Origin of the sequence: uncultured Metabacillus sp. (assembly GCF_947503125.1) — a bacterium.
GTDB lineage: Bacteria > Bacillota > Bacilli > Bacillales > Bacillaceae > Metabacillus.
Genome location: NZ_CANNCR010000001.1, coordinates 250,144 through 268,650, shown reverse-complemented (window position 1 = coordinate 268,650; position 18,507 = coordinate 250,144). Strand labels below are relative to the sequence as shown.

Below are 18,507 nucleotides of genomic sequence, written 5' to 3'. Positions count from 1 at the left end.
ATCACCTCCTTACTCACTGTTTTCAGCTAATAGATTGGTAAACTTAACCGCATCATCAACAGTCATTTTCGCCAAGATGTCCGCTATCTGTGTGTCATCTAGTGAAGTTAAAATAAACAACGCTTCATCATTATTTAGTTTTGGGATAATTTCAGCTGCTTTTTTGCTGGACATGTTTTCGTATAGCTTTGCAAGATCGACTGTATTTTCTTTTGTTTCAGCACTATTTAGACTTTCGATTTGCGTTTGCAATGATTTTATTTCTTGATTTAACTTTTGTATTTCCTTTTCCTTTACCGATACATCTTTCTCAAGGGCATCAATCATCGCCGTTTGTTCTTCAAGCGTGTTCTGAAGCTTTTCACTTTCTTCCTTTTGCTGCTCATCCTGCTCTTTACCTGTTTTTTCGTTAACAACTAGGTCTTCTCCCTTCTTATTAAACAGGTTTTCAACAAGAGATGCTTCAGTTAAAACTTCTTTGGTTTTACCTAGGACATCAAAGCCTGCAACAGAAAAGATAATACCTAGTAATACAACTGTGAAGATGAACGGTATAAAGATGACGAAGAAAAACCATTGAAATTTCCCATATTCTTTCTTTTCACTTTCCATTTACTCACACCTAATTTCCACGATACAAATATGACTGAATTGAAAGGTCATCCATATGCTTGTTTTCAAGCTCGTTCATTGCTGCAAAATAATTCTCTTGCTGCTTTTCTTTAAGTTTTTCGTATTTTTTCACTTCAATATTGTGATGCATTAGCTTTACTTGCTTTTCATTCATTCGCTTTCGCGTCAACTGCACAAGCTTTTGATAATGTGAAATAGACTTTTCCAAATTGCTAACAAATTGCTGATAATGTCTAATTTCTTGTACGGACATCCCTTGATTAAGCTTTGAAAGTGTATTTTCTTCAAGCACTTCTTTCTGTTTAAGAGAATCATAAAGTTGATGTGCAACATGCTCAAAGTCATGTACCGATTGATTATACTCAGCAAATGATCTCTCTTTTTCACTTTCTTTAATATCCATGATTTTTTGAAATCGGAATTGGAAAGCCATTAAAAATCACCTTTTTCCATTAACTGTATGAGTGAATGAATACTTTGCTCAATTGTCATTTTGTCTTTAACATTTTGCTTGAAGTATGAAATAATCTTCGGATAAAATCTGATTGCCTCGTCAATTTCCCTTGAGGATCCTTTTTTATAAGCCCCAATATTAATTAAATCTTCAGAATTTAAATATGTAGAAAGGAGTTCTCTTAATTTTGCTGCTGCAATCCTGTGTTTTTCGTCGACAATTTGGCTCATTACACGACTTATGCTTTTTAAAACATTAATTGCAGGAAACTGCCCCTTATTTGCGAGTGCACGGTCTAGTACGATATGTCCATCAAGTATACCGCGAACTGTGTCTGAGATAGGCTCATTTAAGTCATCACCATCAACCAAAACCGTATAAAAGGCGGTGATCGTTCCACTCTCATTTGTTCCAGTTCGTTCTAGCAGCTTTGGCAGAATTGCAAATACTGAGGGCGTATACCCCTTTGTTGTTGGAGGTTCGCCAACAGCTAGGCCAATTTCACGTTGTGCCATTGCTACACGTGTTACTGAATCCATCATAAACATCACATTTAACCCTCTCTCACGAAAATATTCAGCTACTGCAGTTGCTGTATATGCTGCCTTGAGTCTCATTAACGCAGGTTGATCTGATGTCGCAACAATGACGATTGAACGCTTAAGTCCCTCAGGCCCTAAATCACGATCGATAAATTCCCGTACCTCGCGACCGCGCTCTCCTATTAAGGCAATGATATTAATATCAGCATTTGTATTACGTGCAATCATTCCCATTAACGTACTTTTACCAACCCCACTTCCTGCGAAAATCCCGACACGCTGACCTTTTCCCACAGTTAACAGGCTATCAATCACACGTACACCTACTTCGATTTTTTCATGAATCGGCGGTCGTTTCATTGGATTTGGCGGTGATTGTTCTGTCGGTACTTTTGTCAGCCCTTTTGGTAAATGAGAATCATCCAAGGGCTGACCAAATGCATCAATTACTTTCCCGATCAATCCTGTTCCTACCTCTATTTTTAATGGAGCTTCAGTCGCTTCAACTATGCTTCCAGGCGATAGGTCTGTCACATGCAGATATGGCATGAGCAGGACATTTTCGTCCTTAAAACCTACTACTTCCGCAGGAATTTTTATCTTTTTCGTCACATCCGTATAGATATAACAAAGGTCACCAATCGAGCTTTCGGGACCTCTTGATTCAATCATTATACCTACTACTCTTTTGACTTTCCCAAAACGTTTATAGGAATCTAGTAACTCAATTTTATGAATCAAATCTAACGCTCTCAACATAAGGTCACCCTTCATTAAGCAGTTGCAATAATTGCTTCTTTAATTGCTCTAATTGTGTATCAATACTAATATCAATACGGCCAAAAGCAGACTCTATAAAACAGCCATTTACTTTTAATTCTTCATTGGCATAAATACTTACGTCTTGGCTATTAGTAGCTAAAAATGCAAGTTCATCCTTATGAGAGAGTAAAAGCTCATAATTAGCAGGGTGAACATGAATTTTAATATGTTCATGCTCCTTCACTTCATTCAAGCCTTGTTTTACTAACGGCAAAAAGCGTTCAGGTGTTTCACTTAATGAAGAGGCAATAACCTTTTCTGCCAGTTTGATTGAAAGAGCTAATATCTCTTCTTCTGCAGATTGTATTTTTTCAGAGTAATCTTTTCGAGCCAAGTCCACAATTCGCTTAGACTCTTCAATAAAAGCCTGATGCTGTCTTAGAGCTTCTTGTCGCCCCAGCTCCAGTCCTTCTGCATAAGCCTCATGTCTCACCTGTTCAAAAAGCTGTTCTCGTTCTTGCTCCCAAGCCGCTCTTTCCACTTCTATTTGCTGCATAATAGCTGTTTTTTCTTCAAGTGCCGCTTGAATCAAACGTTCTCTCTCTTCTTTAGCAGATTGTATAAGATAGGAAGCTTCCAGCTTTGATTTAGGGTTATCCATTTCTTTAGATGTTTCATGAAGGAGCATCTTGAGACCTCGGACTGCTATCGTCTGTTTTTCATCCTTGTTTGTGTATTGAGATTTTATCAGCCTAGACAATAATATCATCTCCTCCACCACGGGCGATGACGATCTCACCAGCTTCTTCTAATCTCCGGATAACCCCTACAATTCTAGATTGAGCATCTTCCACATCACGAAGGCGGACTGGCCCCATAAATTCCATTTCTTCCTTAAATGTATCGACCATACGCTTTGACATGTTTTTAAAGACAATTTCTCTTACTTCCTCACTTGCAACTTTAAGTGATAGCATTAAATCATCATTCTCCACATCTCTGATTACACGTTGAATTGCACGATTATCAAGCGTAACGATGTCCTCAAAGACAAACATTCTCTTTTTAATTTCCTCCGCCAGCTCAGGATCTTGAACTTCAAGTGCGTCAAGAATTGTTTTTTCGGTTGCGCGATCCACTCCGTTCAGCACTTCAACAACTGCTTCAATCCCGCCGGTTTGTGTGTAATCTTGTGTTACAGTTGAAGATAATTTTCGTTCCAAAATTTGTTCGACTTCATTGATGATTTCTGGAGAAGTTCGATCCATGACCGCAATTCTCCTTGCAACATCCGCTTGTAACTCTTGTGGCAGCTCCGATAGGATTTGACCTGATTGTGCAGGCTCTAAGTAAGATAAAACAAGTGCAATCGTTTGTGGATGCTCATTTTGAATAAAATTCAAGATTTGTCCCGGGTCTGCTTTTCTAGCAAAGTCAAATGGCTTTACTTGTAATGACGATGTTAACCGCTGTATGATGCCTGTTGCCTTTTCTTTTCCTAATGCCTTTTCCAATATTTGCTTCGCATAGGCTATTCCCCCCTGGGAGATATAAATCTGCGCCATCGCAATTTCATGAAATTCTTCAATGATTTCTTCTTTTTTATTCGCTTCAACCGTACGCACTCCAGAGATTTCGAGTGTCAATTTTTCAATTTCATCTTCTGACAAATGCTTGTAAACAGATGCAGAAACTTCAGGTCCCAAAGAGATTAAGAGGATGGCAGCCTTTTGCTTGCCTGTCAGTAGATTTTGTTCCTTTCTAGCCATGTTCTTAACCCCCTATTCCTCTGAAATCCAAGTGCGTAAAAGTTTTGCAAAATCTTCCGGCTTTTCTCTCGCCATTTTTTCTAATTGCCTTTTACGTACTGTTCCCTCTGTTTCAACTACAGTATTAATGTCTTGTACTTTAATTGGCTCTTGTATCGGTAATTCTTCTTCCACTTCTATTTCTATATCATCAAGCTTTTTCTTTCTAATTAATAAGATGACAAGAATGATAATAGCTACCAAAAAAACACCTGCAACAATATAGATCCATATCGGTAAAGCCTGTTGTTGTTCTGTTGTAGCGAATGATTGTTTCCCATCAAATGATTGAACAGATACCACAACCTTTTCAGCTAACTGCTCATCTGTTAATGGAGTGTCTGTCGGTTCTTCATTGATTGACGTCCGAATAATAGTCGAAAGGATTTGTTGAATATCTTCCTCACGTTCAGCAGTAAATGAAAGAGGATCGTCAGGATTAGGCGGTTCAACCATTACTTGGATTCCGATGTCACGGATTTTATAAGGACTTTTAATAATTTCCTTATTAATTCGGTTAACCTCATTATTGATGCGTTCTTCAATTCGTTCATACTCCCCGTCACCAGAGGTTTCTGATGTCGCCTCATAGTTCGGAATATCCGTATTCCCTGTGCCATTGACTCCCCCAGCTGCTACTGCACCATTGCCAGTATAAGCTTCTGTAATTCTTTCAACACTTACTGCAATTCCCTCATCACTATTCTCGGTTACTGGAGAAACAAGATTTTCTTGGCGTTTTTCTTGGGTAAAATCGATATCTGTCGTGACAGAGACAACAACCTTTTCTTGCCCCATCATCGTTCCTAACAGTTTTTGAACGTCACGCTGAATATCTTGTTCAATTTGCGACTTAATTTCTTGCTGGGATGCATAGCTCGTACCTTGCGATGCATTTTGACCACTATTTAAGTCATAATAGTTAAAGTTTTGATCCATAATGACGATATTGTCAGTAGAAAGATTCGGAATGCTCTTTGAAACTAAATGAAAGAGCGCATTTACTTTTTCTTGATCTAAACTGGCACCTGGCACTAGATTTAGAACGACTGAAGCCGATGACCCTTCTGTCTCTTCACCGACAAAAACAGATTCTTGCGGGAGATTGATCATCACATTTGCATCTTTTACACCTTCAATTCCCTTCATTAAATTAGCAAGCTCTGTTTGTGTCGCTTTAAGTTTAATAACATCAAACTCTTTATCTGTCATACCAAAGCCTGAATCCTGACCAAAAAAGGAATAATCAATAACACCTGTGTCTGGTATCCCTTCGACTGCAAGTTCTACCATTAACGTATCAACTTGTTCCTTAGGTACAAGTATCGTTGCTCCATTATTTGTGATTTCTGATTGTACACCCTTTGAATCTAGCGTTTCTTTTATTTGGCCGGTCTCAGCAGGTGACAGGTTTGAATATAGTGGTACTAAATCTGGTTTAGACATAAAGTAAGTTAATAATCCGGTAACAGCAAAAAATATTACTGTTCCACTTATGATTAACGTTTTTTGCAGTTTACTTCTTTTTTGCCATATTCCATTAAGCTTATTATTTATATTTTTTAATTTTTCGTTCATTCCATAAAGTCCCCCGGTTATGATGGCATATGCTATTTGTATTTACCGTTAACCGTCCTTAATCGTAAGAACAATTACTACACTTGGATTCTCATCATTTCTTGATAGGCTTCTATCGCTTTATTTCGCAGCTCAATAGCGAGAGCCATTGAAACACTCGCTTTTTGTGCTGATATCATTACATCGTGAAGTTCAACATTTTTACCGGTAGCAAGGGCCTCCGTCATTTTATCTGACTCGATTTGTGATTGATTGACTTGATCAATTGCTTGCTTTAATGTTTCTGCAAAGCTTGTTTTATTAACTCCTTGATTACTTGAGCTAAGAGCAGGCTTATCCTGTATTTGAGCTGGTTGTGTCAGTAGAAAAGGACTTACTTTATTGATCATTTATATCTACCTACTTCCCAATTTCTAAAGCTTTCATTAACATTCCTTTTGTAGCATTCAACGCTGTCACATTCGCTTCATATGAGCGTGTGCTGCTGATGAGATCAACCATCTCTTTTAACGGATCAACATTAGGCATTGATACATACCCCTCTTCATCAGCATCAGGATGTTCAGGATCATAAATTAATTCAAATGGCGTTTCATCTTCGACAATTCCCGTTACTTTTACACCAGTCGTATTGGGTGATGAGCCAATAGCCTTGTTCAAAAAGGAAGAGAATTGATTGTTTTTTGGTTCTGTTACAACCATTTTCCTACGGTAAGGCTGCCATTCTCCTTCAATAAGCTTTCCTCGAGTTGTATCCATATTAGCCATATTTGATGAGATAACGTCCATTCTTACTCTTTGTGCTGTTAGAGCAGAGGCAGAGGTATTAATTGAATGAAAGATCGACATGCTTAATTTCCACCTTTTATTACTGTTTTTAATGACGAAAATTTACTGCTTAACCGGTCAATTAAGGCATTATACTGAATTTGATTTTTCGCCATTTCCGTCATCTCTTGGTCTATATCAACATTATTCCCATTATGTAAGTAGCTGGCATTTGCCCTTGTCACAACTTGATAATCTGATGCGACAGAACCAAATTCAAAATGCTTTTCGTCCGTTTTGTAGCTTTGCAGCTTTCGCAGCTCATTGTTTAGCGTTTGATGAAAACGAACATCTTGGGCTTTATAGTTTGGGGTGTCGACATTTGCTATATTGTTTGCAATCACTTTTTGTTTTGTCATCGAATGGCTTAATGCTTGTTCTAAATAATTTATGGTATTTGAAAATAATTTCATCTTATCCCCCTAAAAAACATACACACCCACGAATCGTATAGTGTCGAAATATGTTAATTTGTATTTTTATTGTATGAAATAATAGTCTTAAAGTCTATTAAGCCAATGTAAAAAAAGTCGGATTTTGAATTTATTTTAAAATAAGGACTATAGTCCTATGTCACATACAGCAAAAAAACACCTACCAAAATAAGCTTGGTAGGCATTTTTTACTTTTTGTTAATTTGTTTTTAATTTTTCCAATTCAATTAAAAACTTGTCATTTAAAACTTTAATGTAAGTTCCTTTCATCCCTAAAGAGCGTGACTCAATGACACCAGCGCTCTCAAGCTTACGTAGAGCGTTAACGATGACCGAACGTGTAATTCCTACACGATCTGCAATTTTACTTGCAACTAACAGTCCTTCATTTCCGCTTAATTCTTCAAAGATATGCTCGATTGCTTCTAGTTCACTGTAAGATAAAGAACTTATCGCCATTTGTACAACGGCTTTACTGCGAGCCTCTTCTTCAATCTCTTCCGCTTTTTCACGAAGAATTTCCATCCCAACAACAGTAGCACCGTATTCTGCAAGAATTAAATCCTCGTCTTCAAATTGCTCCTGCACTCTTGCTAGGATTAATGTTCCCAGGCGTTCTCCTCCGCCGATTATTGGAACAATCGTCGTTAACCCATTTTTAAATAAATCACGATTTTCTACCGGGAAAGCTGTATATTCACTTTCAACATCAATATTCGAAGATGTCTCGGTAATATTGAAGAGATTGTTTGTATAGCCTTCTGGAAATTGACGATCCTCTAACATTTTTTTCATTCGATCATTTTCGATTTGTTGATTAACTGCAAATCCAAGCAATTTACCTCTGCGGCTGACTACAAAGATATTTGCTTCAATCACTTCACTAAGTGTTTCTGCCATTTCCTTAAAATTAACTGGTTTTCCTGCTGCTCTCTGGAGCATTGCATTAATCTTACGTGTTTTTTGTAATAGAGCCATAATCGGTTCCTCCTGTAACATATTAAATTGTTCAATTTGAAAACAGGCTGCCGCTCTGTTTTCACTTTATTCTCTTAAAAATAAACTTTCTGATCCTATAAAATAAATTGACTTAGATCTTTATTTTTTGAAATTTTACCCAACTTATCTTCTACATACTGTGGTGTAATCACGATTTTTTCTAAATTGATATCTGGGGCTTCGAAGCTTAAATCTTCTAATAAACGTTCAAGAATTGTATGTAATCTTCTTGCTCCGATATTATCAGTATCCTGATTCACTTCATACGCAACTTCAGCTATTTTACGTATAGCATCGTCAGAAAATTCTAATTGTATACCTTCTGTTTCAATTAATGCTTGATATTGTTTTAATAATGCATTATCTGGTTCTACTAAAATTTTTACAAAATCATCGACGCTAAGCTTTGTTAATTCAACACGGATTGGAAAACGACCTTGAAGCTCAGGAATTAAATCAGATGGCTTTGCAATATGAAAAGCACCTGCAGCAATAAACAAGATATGATCTGTTTTAACAGATCCGTACTTGGTTACAACGGTTGATCCCTCAACAATTGGAAGAATATCACGTTGTACACCCTCTCTAGAAACATCTGCAGTTGATCCCCCTTTTGATTTTCCGGCAATTTTATCAATCTCATCAATAAAAATAATTCCTGATTGTTCTGTGCGAATGACAGCATCTTGTGTAACTTCATCCATATCGATTAATTTACTTGCTTCCTCATTCGTCAAAACTCTTCTTGCTTCTCTTACCGTAAGCTTACGTCTTTTCTTTTTCTTCGGCATTAAGCTTCCTAAAGCATCCTGCATATTCATTCCCATTTGCTCCATACCTGAGCCTTGAAGTAAATCAAACATAGATGCCTGCTGTTCTTCAACTTCAACAGTGACATAGTGATCCTCTAATTCACCTAACGCTAACTGATGAGCAATCCGGCGGCGTTTTTCTTGAAGTGATGACTCTTCTGTGTTATCATCCTGCTCATTCACTTGGCTGCCAGCTCCACCAAATAGCATTTCCAGCGGATTTTTAGCGGCGGATTGCTTCTTTTTCCCTGGTACTAACAACTCAACTAAACGCTTATTTGCGTTTTCCTCAGCCAATCCTTTGACACCTAGCATTTTTTCTTCCTTAACTAGACGTACTGCTGTTTCAACTAAATCGCGTACCATTGATTCAACATCTCTGCCTACATATCCAACTTCTGTAAATTTTGTCGCTTCAACCTTAATAAATGGCGCGCGTGCAAGCTTAGCTATTCTTCTGGCAATCTCAGTTTTCCCAACACCTGTGGGACCAATCATTAAAATATTTTTAGGGACAACCTCTTCACGCAGTTTTTCACTCAACAAACTTCTACGATAGCGATTTCTAAGAGCAACAGCAACCGCCTTCTTAGCATCCTTTTGCCCTATAATATATTGATCTAAACGTTCTACAATTTGTTTTGGTGTCAGCTCTTTATTCATCCCTTTTCCCTCCCTTATGAAAGCTCTTCAACAATAATATTTTGATTTGTATACACACAAATTTCACCAGCAATTGTTAAGGCACCCTCAGCGATTTCTCTTGCAGAAAGGTTATCTCCTGAAAAACGCTTCAACGCTCTGCCAGCAGATAAAGCATAATTTCCGCCTGAACCGATTGCTAATATACCATCATCAGGTTCAATGACTTCGCCTGTACCAGATACAAGCAAAAGATGTTCTTCATTCATAACGATCAGCATTGCTTCAAGCCTTCTTAATACTTTGTCACTGCGCCATTCTTTCGCCAGCTCTACAGCTGCTCGCTGTAAATTGCCGTTATACTCTTCAAGTCTGCCTTCAAAAAGCTCGAATAAAGTAAATGCATCAGCTACAGAACCAGCAAATCCAGCAATAACTTTTCCATTAAAGATTTTTCTGACCTTCTTTGCTGTATGCTTCATGACAACTGCATTGCCAAATGTCACTTGACCATCGCCAGCCATTGCGGCCTTACCCTTATGATGGATAGCAAAAATTGTTGTTGCATGAAATTGAGACATGGTTTCTACCTCCTAAGTATCTCTGCATTAAGCTCGGGGATGATGGGACAAATAAATTCTTTTTAGATGTTCTTTCGTAACATGGGTATATAGTTGTGTTGAAGATAAGTGCGCATGCCCTAACAGTTCTTGAACACTTCTCATATCAGCGCCTTCATTTAGCATATGTGTGGCAAAGGTATGCCGAAACATATGAGGATGGATATGAAGAGTAGAGGAAGCTTTCTTTATCATTTCATTTAATATGTGTCTTACACCGCGATCTGTTAGCTTACAGCCGCGATGATTGACAAATAAATAAGAATGCTGATCAGTATCTTTGTGCCGACTAATCAATTGCTTCCTTCCTTCGTTCATAAAACGTTCAATCGCATCCTGGGCATAGCTTCCAAATGGTACATACCTTTGTTTTCCGCCTTTTCCATGTATAAGAACCGTTCCAATAAACAAATCAAGATCTGATAAGCGGATATTGCAACACTCACCAACACGTATCCCCGTTCCATACAGAACCTCAATGAGTGCCTGATTTCTTTGCCCTAATGGGGTGGTACAATCCGAAACAGTAAATAATTTTTCTATTTCTTCTCCAAAAAGAAATTCGGGAATTTTTTGCTCTTTTTTTGGTAAAGAAACCAATGTAAAAGGATTTTCAGTTAATTTTTCCTCACGAACAAGGAACTTAAAGAAACTTCTTAATGAAGATACTTTTCTTGAAATTGTTTTTCTAGAATACTTTCTCTTATGTAACTGGGTTAAATATAATCGTGTGTCATTATATGTAATTTCTTCCAGATGTAGGATCACTTGTTCTTTCATAAAGGAAAAAAAATCCTCAATATCATTGGAATAATTCACAATTGTATATTGTGAATAGTTTTTCTCAATTTGTAAATATTCAATGAAGAAATTTAAATAATTCTTAACATTTTCCATGATAACACCTCACAAGGGCTACTAAATGTTATCATAACTTTAGCAGCCCTTGCAAATGATTTCTATAGATTTTTCGAAATTTTTTGAATTGTTTCCAGAGCCCTATTTGCATGCATTTCATTTCGTTCTTTTTTACTTTTAATCCGCTCAGGTAATTCTGCGAAAATACCGAAGTTTGCATTCATTGGCTGAAAATTATCCGGATTAGCTGTTGTAATATATTTTGCCATGCTGCCGATTGCCGTTTCATTCGGAAATTCAACTAAGTCTTTTCCTAATACAAGATGTGCAGCATTTATTCCAGCAACCAAGCCTGATGCAGCTGATTCTACATATCCTTCAACACCAGTCATTTGACCTGCAAAGAATAAATCCTCACGATCTTTGTATTGGTAAGTTGCCTTTAGCAATCTAGGTGAGTTAATAAAGGTATTACGATGCATAACACCATATCGAACAATTTCGGCATTTTCAAGGCCAGGGATTAATGAAAGAACTTCTTTTTGTGGTCCCCATTTAAGATGTGTTTGGAAGCCTACTATATTATATAAAGTACCTGCTGCATCATCCTGTCGCAATTGCACGACTGCATAAGGTCTTTTCCCTGTTTTTGGATCTTCTAAACCAACAGGCTTTAATGGACCAAACAACATTGTTTTTCTGCCTCGTTGTGCCAATACCTCAATCGGCATACAGCCTTCGAAGAAGATCTCCTTTTCAAACTCCTTTAATGGAACGGTTTCTGCTGAAATTAAAGCTTCATAAAAACGATCAAATTCTTCCTCTGTCATTGGGCAGTTAAGATATGCCGCTTCCCCTTTGTCATAGCGGGATTTTAAATAAACCTTTTCCATATTAATACTATCTTTTTCAATAATTGGTGCTGCAGCATCATAGAAATATAAATATTCTTCACCTGTTAATGTTTTTAATTGCTCTGAAAGACTTTTTGATGTAAGGGGGCCTGTCGCAATGATGGTTGGACCGCTTGGGATTTCTCCAACTTCTTCATTTATAACAGTAACATTCGGATGTCCTTTTACAAGTTCTGTTACCTTTCCGGCAAATTCATGACGGTCGACTGCCAAAGCCCCGCCAGCGGGAACTGCACACTCATCAGCTGCTTTAATAATAACAGAATCAAGGATTCTCATTTCTTCCTTTAAGACTCCTACTGCATTTGTTAATGTATTGGCTCTTAACGAGTTACTGCAAACTAATTCTGCAAATTTCTCCGTATGATGTGCAGGTGTTTGTTTTACTGGTCTCATTTCAAACAGACGAACTTGAATACCTCTTTTTGCCAGCTGCCATGCTGCTTCACTTCCAGCTAAGCCTGCACCTATTACATTTACTACCTGATCTTGATTCATGATTGCAATACCCTCCATCTAATCACATAAAAGAGGTGAGCCTTAAGACGCTCACCTACTTTTGTTGTTCTTCTTTATAATCACATTCCATACATTGTACTTGTACGCCTTTTTTCAGTTTTTTCTCTACAAGCATATTGTTACATTTTGGACAACTTCTTGCAATTGGTTTGTCCCATGAGAGGAATTCACATCCCGGATAATTGCTGCAGCCATAAAAAATTCTGCGTTTTTTTGATTTTCGCTCAACAATCATACCATCTTCGCAACTCGGGCATTTAACCCCAATTTCTTTTACAATAGGTTTCGTATTACGGCAATCAGGAAAATTTGAACAAGCCATAAATTTACCGTATCTGCCCATTTTATAAACCATAGGATGTCCGCATTCTTCACAGTCTACTCCGGCAGGCTCATCCTTGATTTCGATTTTTTCCATTTCATTTTCCGCTTTCTCAAGTCTTATGGAAAAATCTTTGTAAAAATCATCAATGATGTTAATCCATTCAATAGATCCTTCTTCCACTTTATCAAGACTGTTTTCCATATTGGCAGTAAATTCCACGTTAATGATTTCAGGGAAAAATTCCTTAATAAGCTCTAATACAATTTCACCTAGCTCTGTTGGTATAAATCGTTTATTGTCTAATGCCACATAACCTCGTTTTTGTATCGTATCTAGTGTTGGTGCATAGGTAGAAGGGCGGCCAATTCCCAGCTCTTCTAATGTTTTTACTAAGCGTGCCTCTGTATAACGCGGAGGCGGTTGTGTAAAATGCTGAGCCGGTTCAATATCTTTTGAAAAAACTTCATCGCCTTCTTTTAAATCAGGCAGCAATCTATCTTTTTCTTCTGTTTGATCGTCACTGCCTTCAACATACACTTTCATGAAACCTGGAAATTTTATTTTTGAGCCATTTGCTCTAAACAGTACTCCATTATTCGTTAAATCAACACTCATTGTATCCAAAATAGCAGGAGCCATCTGGCTGGCAACAAACCGTTCCCAAATCAGCTTATAAAGTCTAAGTTGGTCCCTGCTCAAGAATTCTTTCATTGATGCTGGCTCTCGTAATGTAGAAGTTGGGCGAATAGCCTCATGTGCATCTTGCGCATTGGTATTTTTCTTAGCAGATTTTGATTGAGTGCCACGGAACTCTTTACCATATTTATCATTAATATATTGAGCAGCTTCTGTTTGGGCAGTTTCGGATATTCTTGTCGAATCTGTTCTCATATATGTGATTAAACCAACAGTTCCTTCCTTACCCAAATCAATCCCTTCGTAAAGCTGCTGAGCAATCATCATTGTTTTCTTAGCGCGAAAGTTTAATTTACGTGCAGCCTCCTGTTGTAAAGTCGAGGTTGTAAATGGGACAGCAGGATTACGTTTTCGTTCTTTTTTTGTTACTTTTTCAACATTAAATTTATTTCCGCTTATTTCTTTTAATATCTCTTTCACATCAGCTTCTGATTTTAACTCTTTTTTCTTTCCATTTACCCCAAAAAACGCTGCTTCAAATTCTTTTTGCCCTTTTAAGAACTGCCCTTCAATAGACCAATATTCCTCTGGAACAAAATCTTTGATTTCATTTTCACGATCAATGATTAAGCGAACGGCTACAGATTGTACCCTCCCGGCACTAAGACCTTTTTTTACTTTTTTCCAGAGAATCGGACTTATTTTATAGCCGACAAGTCTGTCAAGAACACGTCTGGCCTGTTGCGCATCTACGAGATCCATGTTAATGGAACGAGGATGCTTGAATGACTCCTGGATTGCATCCTTGGTAATTTCATTAAATACAACGCGGCAGTCGGAATGTATATCGACATCAAGGCTGTGTGCCAGATGCCATGCAATCGCTTCCCCTTCACGATCAGGGTCGGCTGCAAGGAAAACTTTTTTAGCCTTCTTGGCAGCTGTTTTCAATTCCTTCAAAACAGAACCCTTGCCTCTTATCGTAATGTACTTTGGTTCAAAGTTATGATCAATATCAACTCCAATTTGGCTTTTAGGTAAATCACGAACATGCCCCATTGAGGCTTTCACTTTATACTTTTTCCCTAAATAACGTTCAATTGTTTTCGCCTTTGCAGGTGATTCAACAATGACTAAATAGTCTGACATGCATATTGTCCTCCTTAAGAGGTATTCTCTCTTTAATACTTCTTATTTATTTGATCTTTCATTTTTTGAAAGATTGCATGAATGTAAATGTCTCTTCATTTACCTACGTAAAGTTTGGATGTTTTTTCCATTTTAAAATGATGTGTTTGATTTTAGCTTCATGTATTTCGCTCAGTATAGCAACAAAATCAACAAAAAGCTTAAAATATAGATTTAAATAAGATTTATAGGAACAAATTTAAAATCCTTATTTGATGATTGTTTCACAATATAAATCTCCACTATTATTAAATATTCCCATGCGATTTGTCAAACACAAATAAAGAAATTACCCTTATCATATACTAATTTAATATGAATGAACATGAATATTTTCACTAAAATGACAAATTCTTACGCAATTTTCCCTATCTTTACGGGTAGCAAATCCTCGCTTTTAAAAATTTTAGAACTTAGAGATAACTACCCGTAATGATCCGATAAGTCTCGCTAACCAACAATGAAATTACCCCATTGTTGGAAGTCTCGCTTTATCCCATCTTAACGGGTAGTAAGTCCTTTGCTTTTAAAAATTTTAGAACGTAGAGATAACTACCCGTAATGATCCGATAAGTCTCGTTAACCAACAATGAAATTACCCCATTGTTGGAAGTCTCGCTTTATCCCATCTTAACGGGTAGTAAGTCCTTTGCTTTTAAAAATTTTAGAACGTAGAGATAACTACCCGTAATGATCCGATAAGTCTCGCTAACCAACAATGAAATTACCCCATTGTTGGAAGTCTCGCTTTATTATCTTAATTTTGTACTTTTTTCAAAAATTTAATCAAGCGAAAGTGGAAATTCTTCCATTATATTTGAAGCATTATGAACTAATTTTGCTCCGCTTTGTATTAGTTCATTTGTTCCAGCGCTATTTTCATCAAATATGGATCCAGGGACCGCAAATACTTCGCGATTTTGTTCCAATGCCTGGTAAGCTGTAATTAATGACCCGCTTCGCTTCTTAGCTTGAATGATGATCGTTCCTAAAGACAACCCGCTAATAATTCTGTTTCTCATTGGAAAGTGCCACTTTTGAGGCGGGGTAGCAGGAGGATGTTCAGAGAGGATCAGATGTGATTCCATGAGCTTTTTTGCTAATGGGATGTTTTGTTTAGGGTAGAGATAAAATAAGCCACCTGCAATAACTGCGATCGTTTTTCCACCGTTTTTTATAGCTGTTTCATGCCCTATTGTATCAATTCCTTTTGCCATTCCGCTTACTATTATCCAATTTTCCATAATAAGCGGTTTTAATAGGTACTCTAGCGCTGTTTCACCATAATTTGTTGGATACCTAGTTCCGACTACACTTATCAAATGCGGTTGCTGTGTAAGACGAATATCTCCCTTGTAATATAGGATTGGCGGAGGGTCAGAAATTTCCTTAAGAAGCGGCGGGTAGTTTTTATCATAAAGGGAAACAAAACAAATTTGCTGTTGTTTATATGTTTCCAAAAGGGTGTCAACTTGTAATGAAGCAAACTCTTTTTTGATTGCGAGAGCTTTTTCTTTCGGAATATTAAAATAGCTCGCCCATTCGTTTTCCTTATGGAAGTGAAAATTAGTTAATGTTGGATCAATCGTTAAAAGCTTGTGAAGAAGATGATGACTGATTCCTTTACAATGTGATAATGTAAAGAGTGTTTTTGTAACAGTATCCATATGGCCTCCTATTTTACCTTTATTTACCTACTATTAATATAGCAATTCATTTAAAAGCATGAGGAAAAGGAACAGGTGAACACCTGTCCCTTCCCTTTCAGAAGAATCTGATTAATGTGTTTTGCATTTTTCATATAACCCTTGCTCTTTAAGCACGGAAATAAGTGTTTCTCCCATTACAGAAGGTGTTTCAGCAACCTTAATGCCGCAAGCGTTCATTGTTTTAATTTTTTCTTCAGCCGTACCTTTACCACCTGAAATAATCGCTCCAGCATGTCCCATACGTTTTCCAGGAGGTGCTGTTTGACCGCCGATAAAGCCAACTACCGGTTTCGTCATATTTGCTTTTACCCATTCAGCTGCTTCTTCTTCAGCAGTTCCGCCGATTTCACCGATCATGATCACTGCATACGTATCTTCATCTTCATTGAAGGCTTTAAGCACATCGATAAAGTTTGTTCCATTTACCGGGTCACCGCCAATCCCAACCGCAGTTGATTGACCAATGCCAGCTTGTGATAATTGATGAACAGCTTCATATGTAAGTGTTCCTGAACGGGAAACAACACCTACATGGCCTTTTTTATGAATGTAACCAGGCATAATACCGATCTTACATTCCTCAGGTGTGATAACACCCGGGCAGTTAGGGCCAACTAGACGAGTTTTCTTGCCTTCCATATAACGCTTAACATTAACCATATCCATTACCGGAATATGCTCAGTGATACAAATTACCAAGTCTAATTCAGCGTCTACGCCTTCCATAATTGCATCTGCAGCGAAAGGAGCAGGTACATAAATAACTGAAGCGTTTGCACCTGTAGCTTTAACTGCTTCTTGAACTGTATTGAAAACTGGTACACCCTCTACTTCAGTTCCGCCTTTTCCCGGAGTGACACCACCAACAATCTTTGTACCATATTCAAGCATTTGTTTCGTATGGAAAAGGGCTGTTGACCCAGTGATTCCTTGAACGATTACTTTAGTATCTTTATTAATAAATACACTCATGTTTGTCCCCTGCCTTTCTTACCCTACTAATGAAACGATTTTTTGTGCGCCGTCAGCCATAGACTCTGCAGAAGTAATATTTAAGCCAGACTCATTTAAAATTTTCTTTCCTAAATCAACATTTGTTCCTTCAAGACGCACGACAAGCGGGATCTCTAAACCTACTTGTTTTGTTGCCTCTACAACACCTTCTGCAATAACGTCACATTTCATGATTCCACCGAAGATGTTAACGAAAATTCCTTTAACATTTTGATCGGAAAGAATAATTTTGAACGCTTCTGTTACTTTCTCTGCAGTTGCACCGCCCCCAACATCAAGGAAGTTTGCAGGTTCACCGCCGTAGTATTTAATAATGTCCATTGTAGACATCGCTAGACCAGCACCATTTACCATACAGCCAATGTTACCGTCTAAAGAAATATAACTTAAATCGTACTTAGAAGCCTCAATTTCTTTTGGATCTTCTTCTTCAAGATCGCGATATTCGACAATATCTTTATGGCGATATAATGCATTTGAATCAAAATTCAATTTTGCATCAAGTGCCATAACTTTTCCATCACCTGTTACAACTAATGGATTAATCTCTGCAATTGAACAATCCTTTTCTACAAAAACTTTATACAAGCCCATCATAAATTTAACAGCTTGTCCAACAAGTTCTTTTGGAATATTAATGTTAAATGCAATTCTTCTAGCTTGATAGCCTTGTAATCCTACTGCGGGATCAATGACTTCTTTAAAGATTTTTTCAGGAGTTTTCTCTGCTACTTCTTCAATTTCTGTTCCGCCTTCTTCAGATGCCATTAGAACAACGCGTGATGTAGCACGGTCTAAAACAAGGCCGATGTAATATTCCTTCTTAATATCGCACCCTTCTTCAATAAGCAGGCGCTTAACTTCCTTGCCTTCAGGGCCAGTTTGGTGTGTTACTAATGTCTTACCAAGAATTTCTTCAGCATATGTACGAGCCTCTTCCAGGTTTTTAGCAACTTTTACTCCGCCGGCTTTACCGCGTCCACCTGCATGGATTTGAGCTTTTACCACTACTACATCTGTTCCAAGTTCTTTTGCAGCTTCAACTGCTTCATCTACAGAAAAAGCCACTCGTCCGTTCGGTACAGAAACTCCGTATTTACGTAGGAGTTCTTTCCCTTGGTACTCATGGATATTCATTTGCCATCCTCCTAACCAATTTACAATAATAAAAAATATACTGCGCTTTCATTTTATATAATAGTTTTCAGCTTGTCTACCATTCGACACAAAAT

The 18,507-nt window shown here is 37.6% G+C and carries 18 protein-coding genes; all 18 read right to left on the bottom strand.

The features are described 5' to 3' along the window. Window positions 1-9 precede the first annotated feature (9 nt). Complete coding sequence (locus tag Q1B07_RS01305) at window positions 10-612, bottom strand: hypothetical protein (RefSeq protein WP_299090082.1); 603 nt, start codon at window positions 610-612, stop codon at window positions 10-12. 10 nt (window positions 613-622) lie between these two features. Then, a complete protein-coding gene (gene fliJ / locus Q1B07_RS01300; RefSeq protein ID WP_299090080.1) occupies window positions 623-1,066 on the bottom strand; it encodes a flagellar export protein FliJ in 444 nt (147 codons plus the stop codon). Then, window positions 1,066-2,388 carry a flagellar protein export ATPase FliI gene (gene fliI, locus Q1B07_RS01295; RefSeq protein WP_299090078.1) on the bottom strand — a complete coding sequence of 441 codons (1,323 nt, stop codon included), beginning with the start codon at window positions 2,386-2,388 and terminating at the stop codon, window positions 1,066-1,068. The genes fliJ and fliI overlap by 1 nt, the downstream gene beginning before the upstream one ends. Before the next feature lie 4 nt (window positions 2,389-2,392). Beyond that, the gene (gene fliH / locus Q1B07_RS01290) at window positions 2,393-3,151 is read right to left on the bottom strand and encodes a flagellar assembly protein FliH (RefSeq protein WP_299090075.1); all 759 of its coding nucleotides are present in this window, start codon (window positions 3,149-3,151) and stop codon (window positions 2,393-2,395) included. Continuing rightward, entirely contained in the window at window positions 3,144-4,160 is a 1,017-nt protein-coding gene (gene fliG, locus Q1B07_RS01285) for a flagellar motor switch protein FliG (RefSeq protein ID WP_299090072.1), read from the bottom strand. The genes fliH and fliG overlap by 8 nt, the downstream gene beginning before the upstream one ends. Window positions 4,161-4,172: 12 nt before the next feature. Beyond that, window positions 4,173-5,777, bottom strand: coding sequence for a flagellar basal-body MS-ring/collar protein FliF (fliF, locus tag Q1B07_RS01280; RefSeq protein ID WP_299090070.1), 1,605 nt, complete (start codon window positions 5,775-5,777; stop codon window positions 4,173-4,175). 77 nt (window positions 5,778-5,854) lie between these two features. Further along, window positions 5,855-6,166, bottom strand: a complete 312-nt coding sequence (fliE, locus tag Q1B07_RS01275) for a flagellar hook-basal body complex protein FliE (protein WP_299090068.1) — start codon at window positions 6,164-6,166, stop codon at window positions 5,855-5,857. A gap of 10 nt (window positions 6,167-6,176) precedes the next feature. Further along, window positions 6,177-6,626, bottom strand: coding sequence for a flagellar basal body rod protein FlgC (gene flgC, locus Q1B07_RS01270; protein ID WP_299090066.1), 450 nt, complete (start codon window positions 6,624-6,626; stop codon window positions 6,177-6,179). 2 nt (window positions 6,627-6,628) lie between these two features. After that, window positions 6,629-7,018 carry a flagellar basal body rod protein FlgB gene (flgB, locus tag Q1B07_RS01265; RefSeq protein ID WP_299090065.1) on the bottom strand — a complete coding sequence of 130 codons (390 nt, stop codon included), beginning with the start codon at window positions 7,016-7,018 and terminating at the stop codon, window positions 6,629-6,631. A gap of 219 nt (window positions 7,019-7,237) precedes the next feature. Next, window positions 7,238-8,017, bottom strand: coding sequence for a GTP-sensing pleiotropic transcriptional regulator CodY (codY, locus tag Q1B07_RS01260; RefSeq protein WP_299090063.1), 780 nt, complete (start codon window positions 8,015-8,017; stop codon window positions 7,238-7,240). Window positions 8,018-8,112: 95 nt separating this feature from the next. Next, window positions 8,113-9,513: an HslU--HslV peptidase ATPase subunit gene (gene hslU / locus Q1B07_RS01255; protein WP_299090060.1), complete on the bottom strand. Its 1,401-nt coding sequence runs from the start codon at window positions 9,511-9,513 to the stop codon at window positions 8,113-8,115. A 14-nt stretch (window positions 9,514-9,527) separates the two neighbouring features. Next, window positions 9,528-10,073, bottom strand: coding sequence for an ATP-dependent protease subunit HslV (hslV, locus tag Q1B07_RS01250; protein ID WP_299090059.1), 546 nt, complete (start codon window positions 10,071-10,073; stop codon window positions 9,528-9,530). 27 nt (window positions 10,074-10,100) lie between these two features. After that, on the bottom strand, window positions 10,101-11,009 hold the full coding sequence (gene xerC, locus Q1B07_RS01245; protein WP_299090058.1) for a tyrosine recombinase XerC: 909 nt from the start codon (window positions 11,007-11,009) through the stop codon (window positions 10,101-10,103). A 62-nt stretch (window positions 11,010-11,071) separates the two neighbouring features. Beyond that, the gene (gene trmFO / locus Q1B07_RS01240; protein WP_299090056.1) at window positions 11,072-12,382 is read right to left on the bottom strand and encodes an FADH(2)-oxidizing methylenetetrahydrofolate--tRNA-(uracil(54)-C(5))-methyltransferase TrmFO; all 1,311 of its coding nucleotides are present in this window, start codon (window positions 12,380-12,382) and stop codon (window positions 11,072-11,074) included. 55 nt (window positions 12,383-12,437) lie between these two features. Further along, window positions 12,438-14,513: a type I DNA topoisomerase gene (topA, locus tag Q1B07_RS01235; protein ID WP_299090054.1), complete on the bottom strand. Its 2,076-nt coding sequence runs from the start codon at window positions 14,511-14,513 to the stop codon at window positions 12,438-12,440. Between the two features lie 821 nt (window positions 14,514-15,334). Next, window positions 15,335-16,219 (bottom strand): DNA-processing protein DprA, encoded by an 885-nt coding sequence (gene dprA, locus Q1B07_RS01230; protein ID WP_299087110.1) that lies wholly within the window; start codon window positions 16,217-16,219, stop codon window positions 15,335-15,337. Window positions 16,220-16,330: 111 nt separating this feature from the next. Then, the gene (gene sucD / locus Q1B07_RS01225; protein WP_299087108.1) at window positions 16,331-17,233 is read right to left on the bottom strand and encodes a succinate--CoA ligase subunit alpha; all 903 of its coding nucleotides are present in this window, start codon (window positions 17,231-17,233) and stop codon (window positions 16,331-16,333) included. A gap of 18 nt (window positions 17,234-17,251) precedes the next feature. Then, entirely contained in the window at window positions 17,252-18,412 is a 1,161-nt protein-coding gene (sucC, locus tag Q1B07_RS01220; RefSeq protein ID WP_046514704.1) for an ADP-forming succinate--CoA ligase subunit beta, read from the bottom strand. Between the last annotated feature and the right edge of the window lie 95 nt (window positions 18,413-18,507).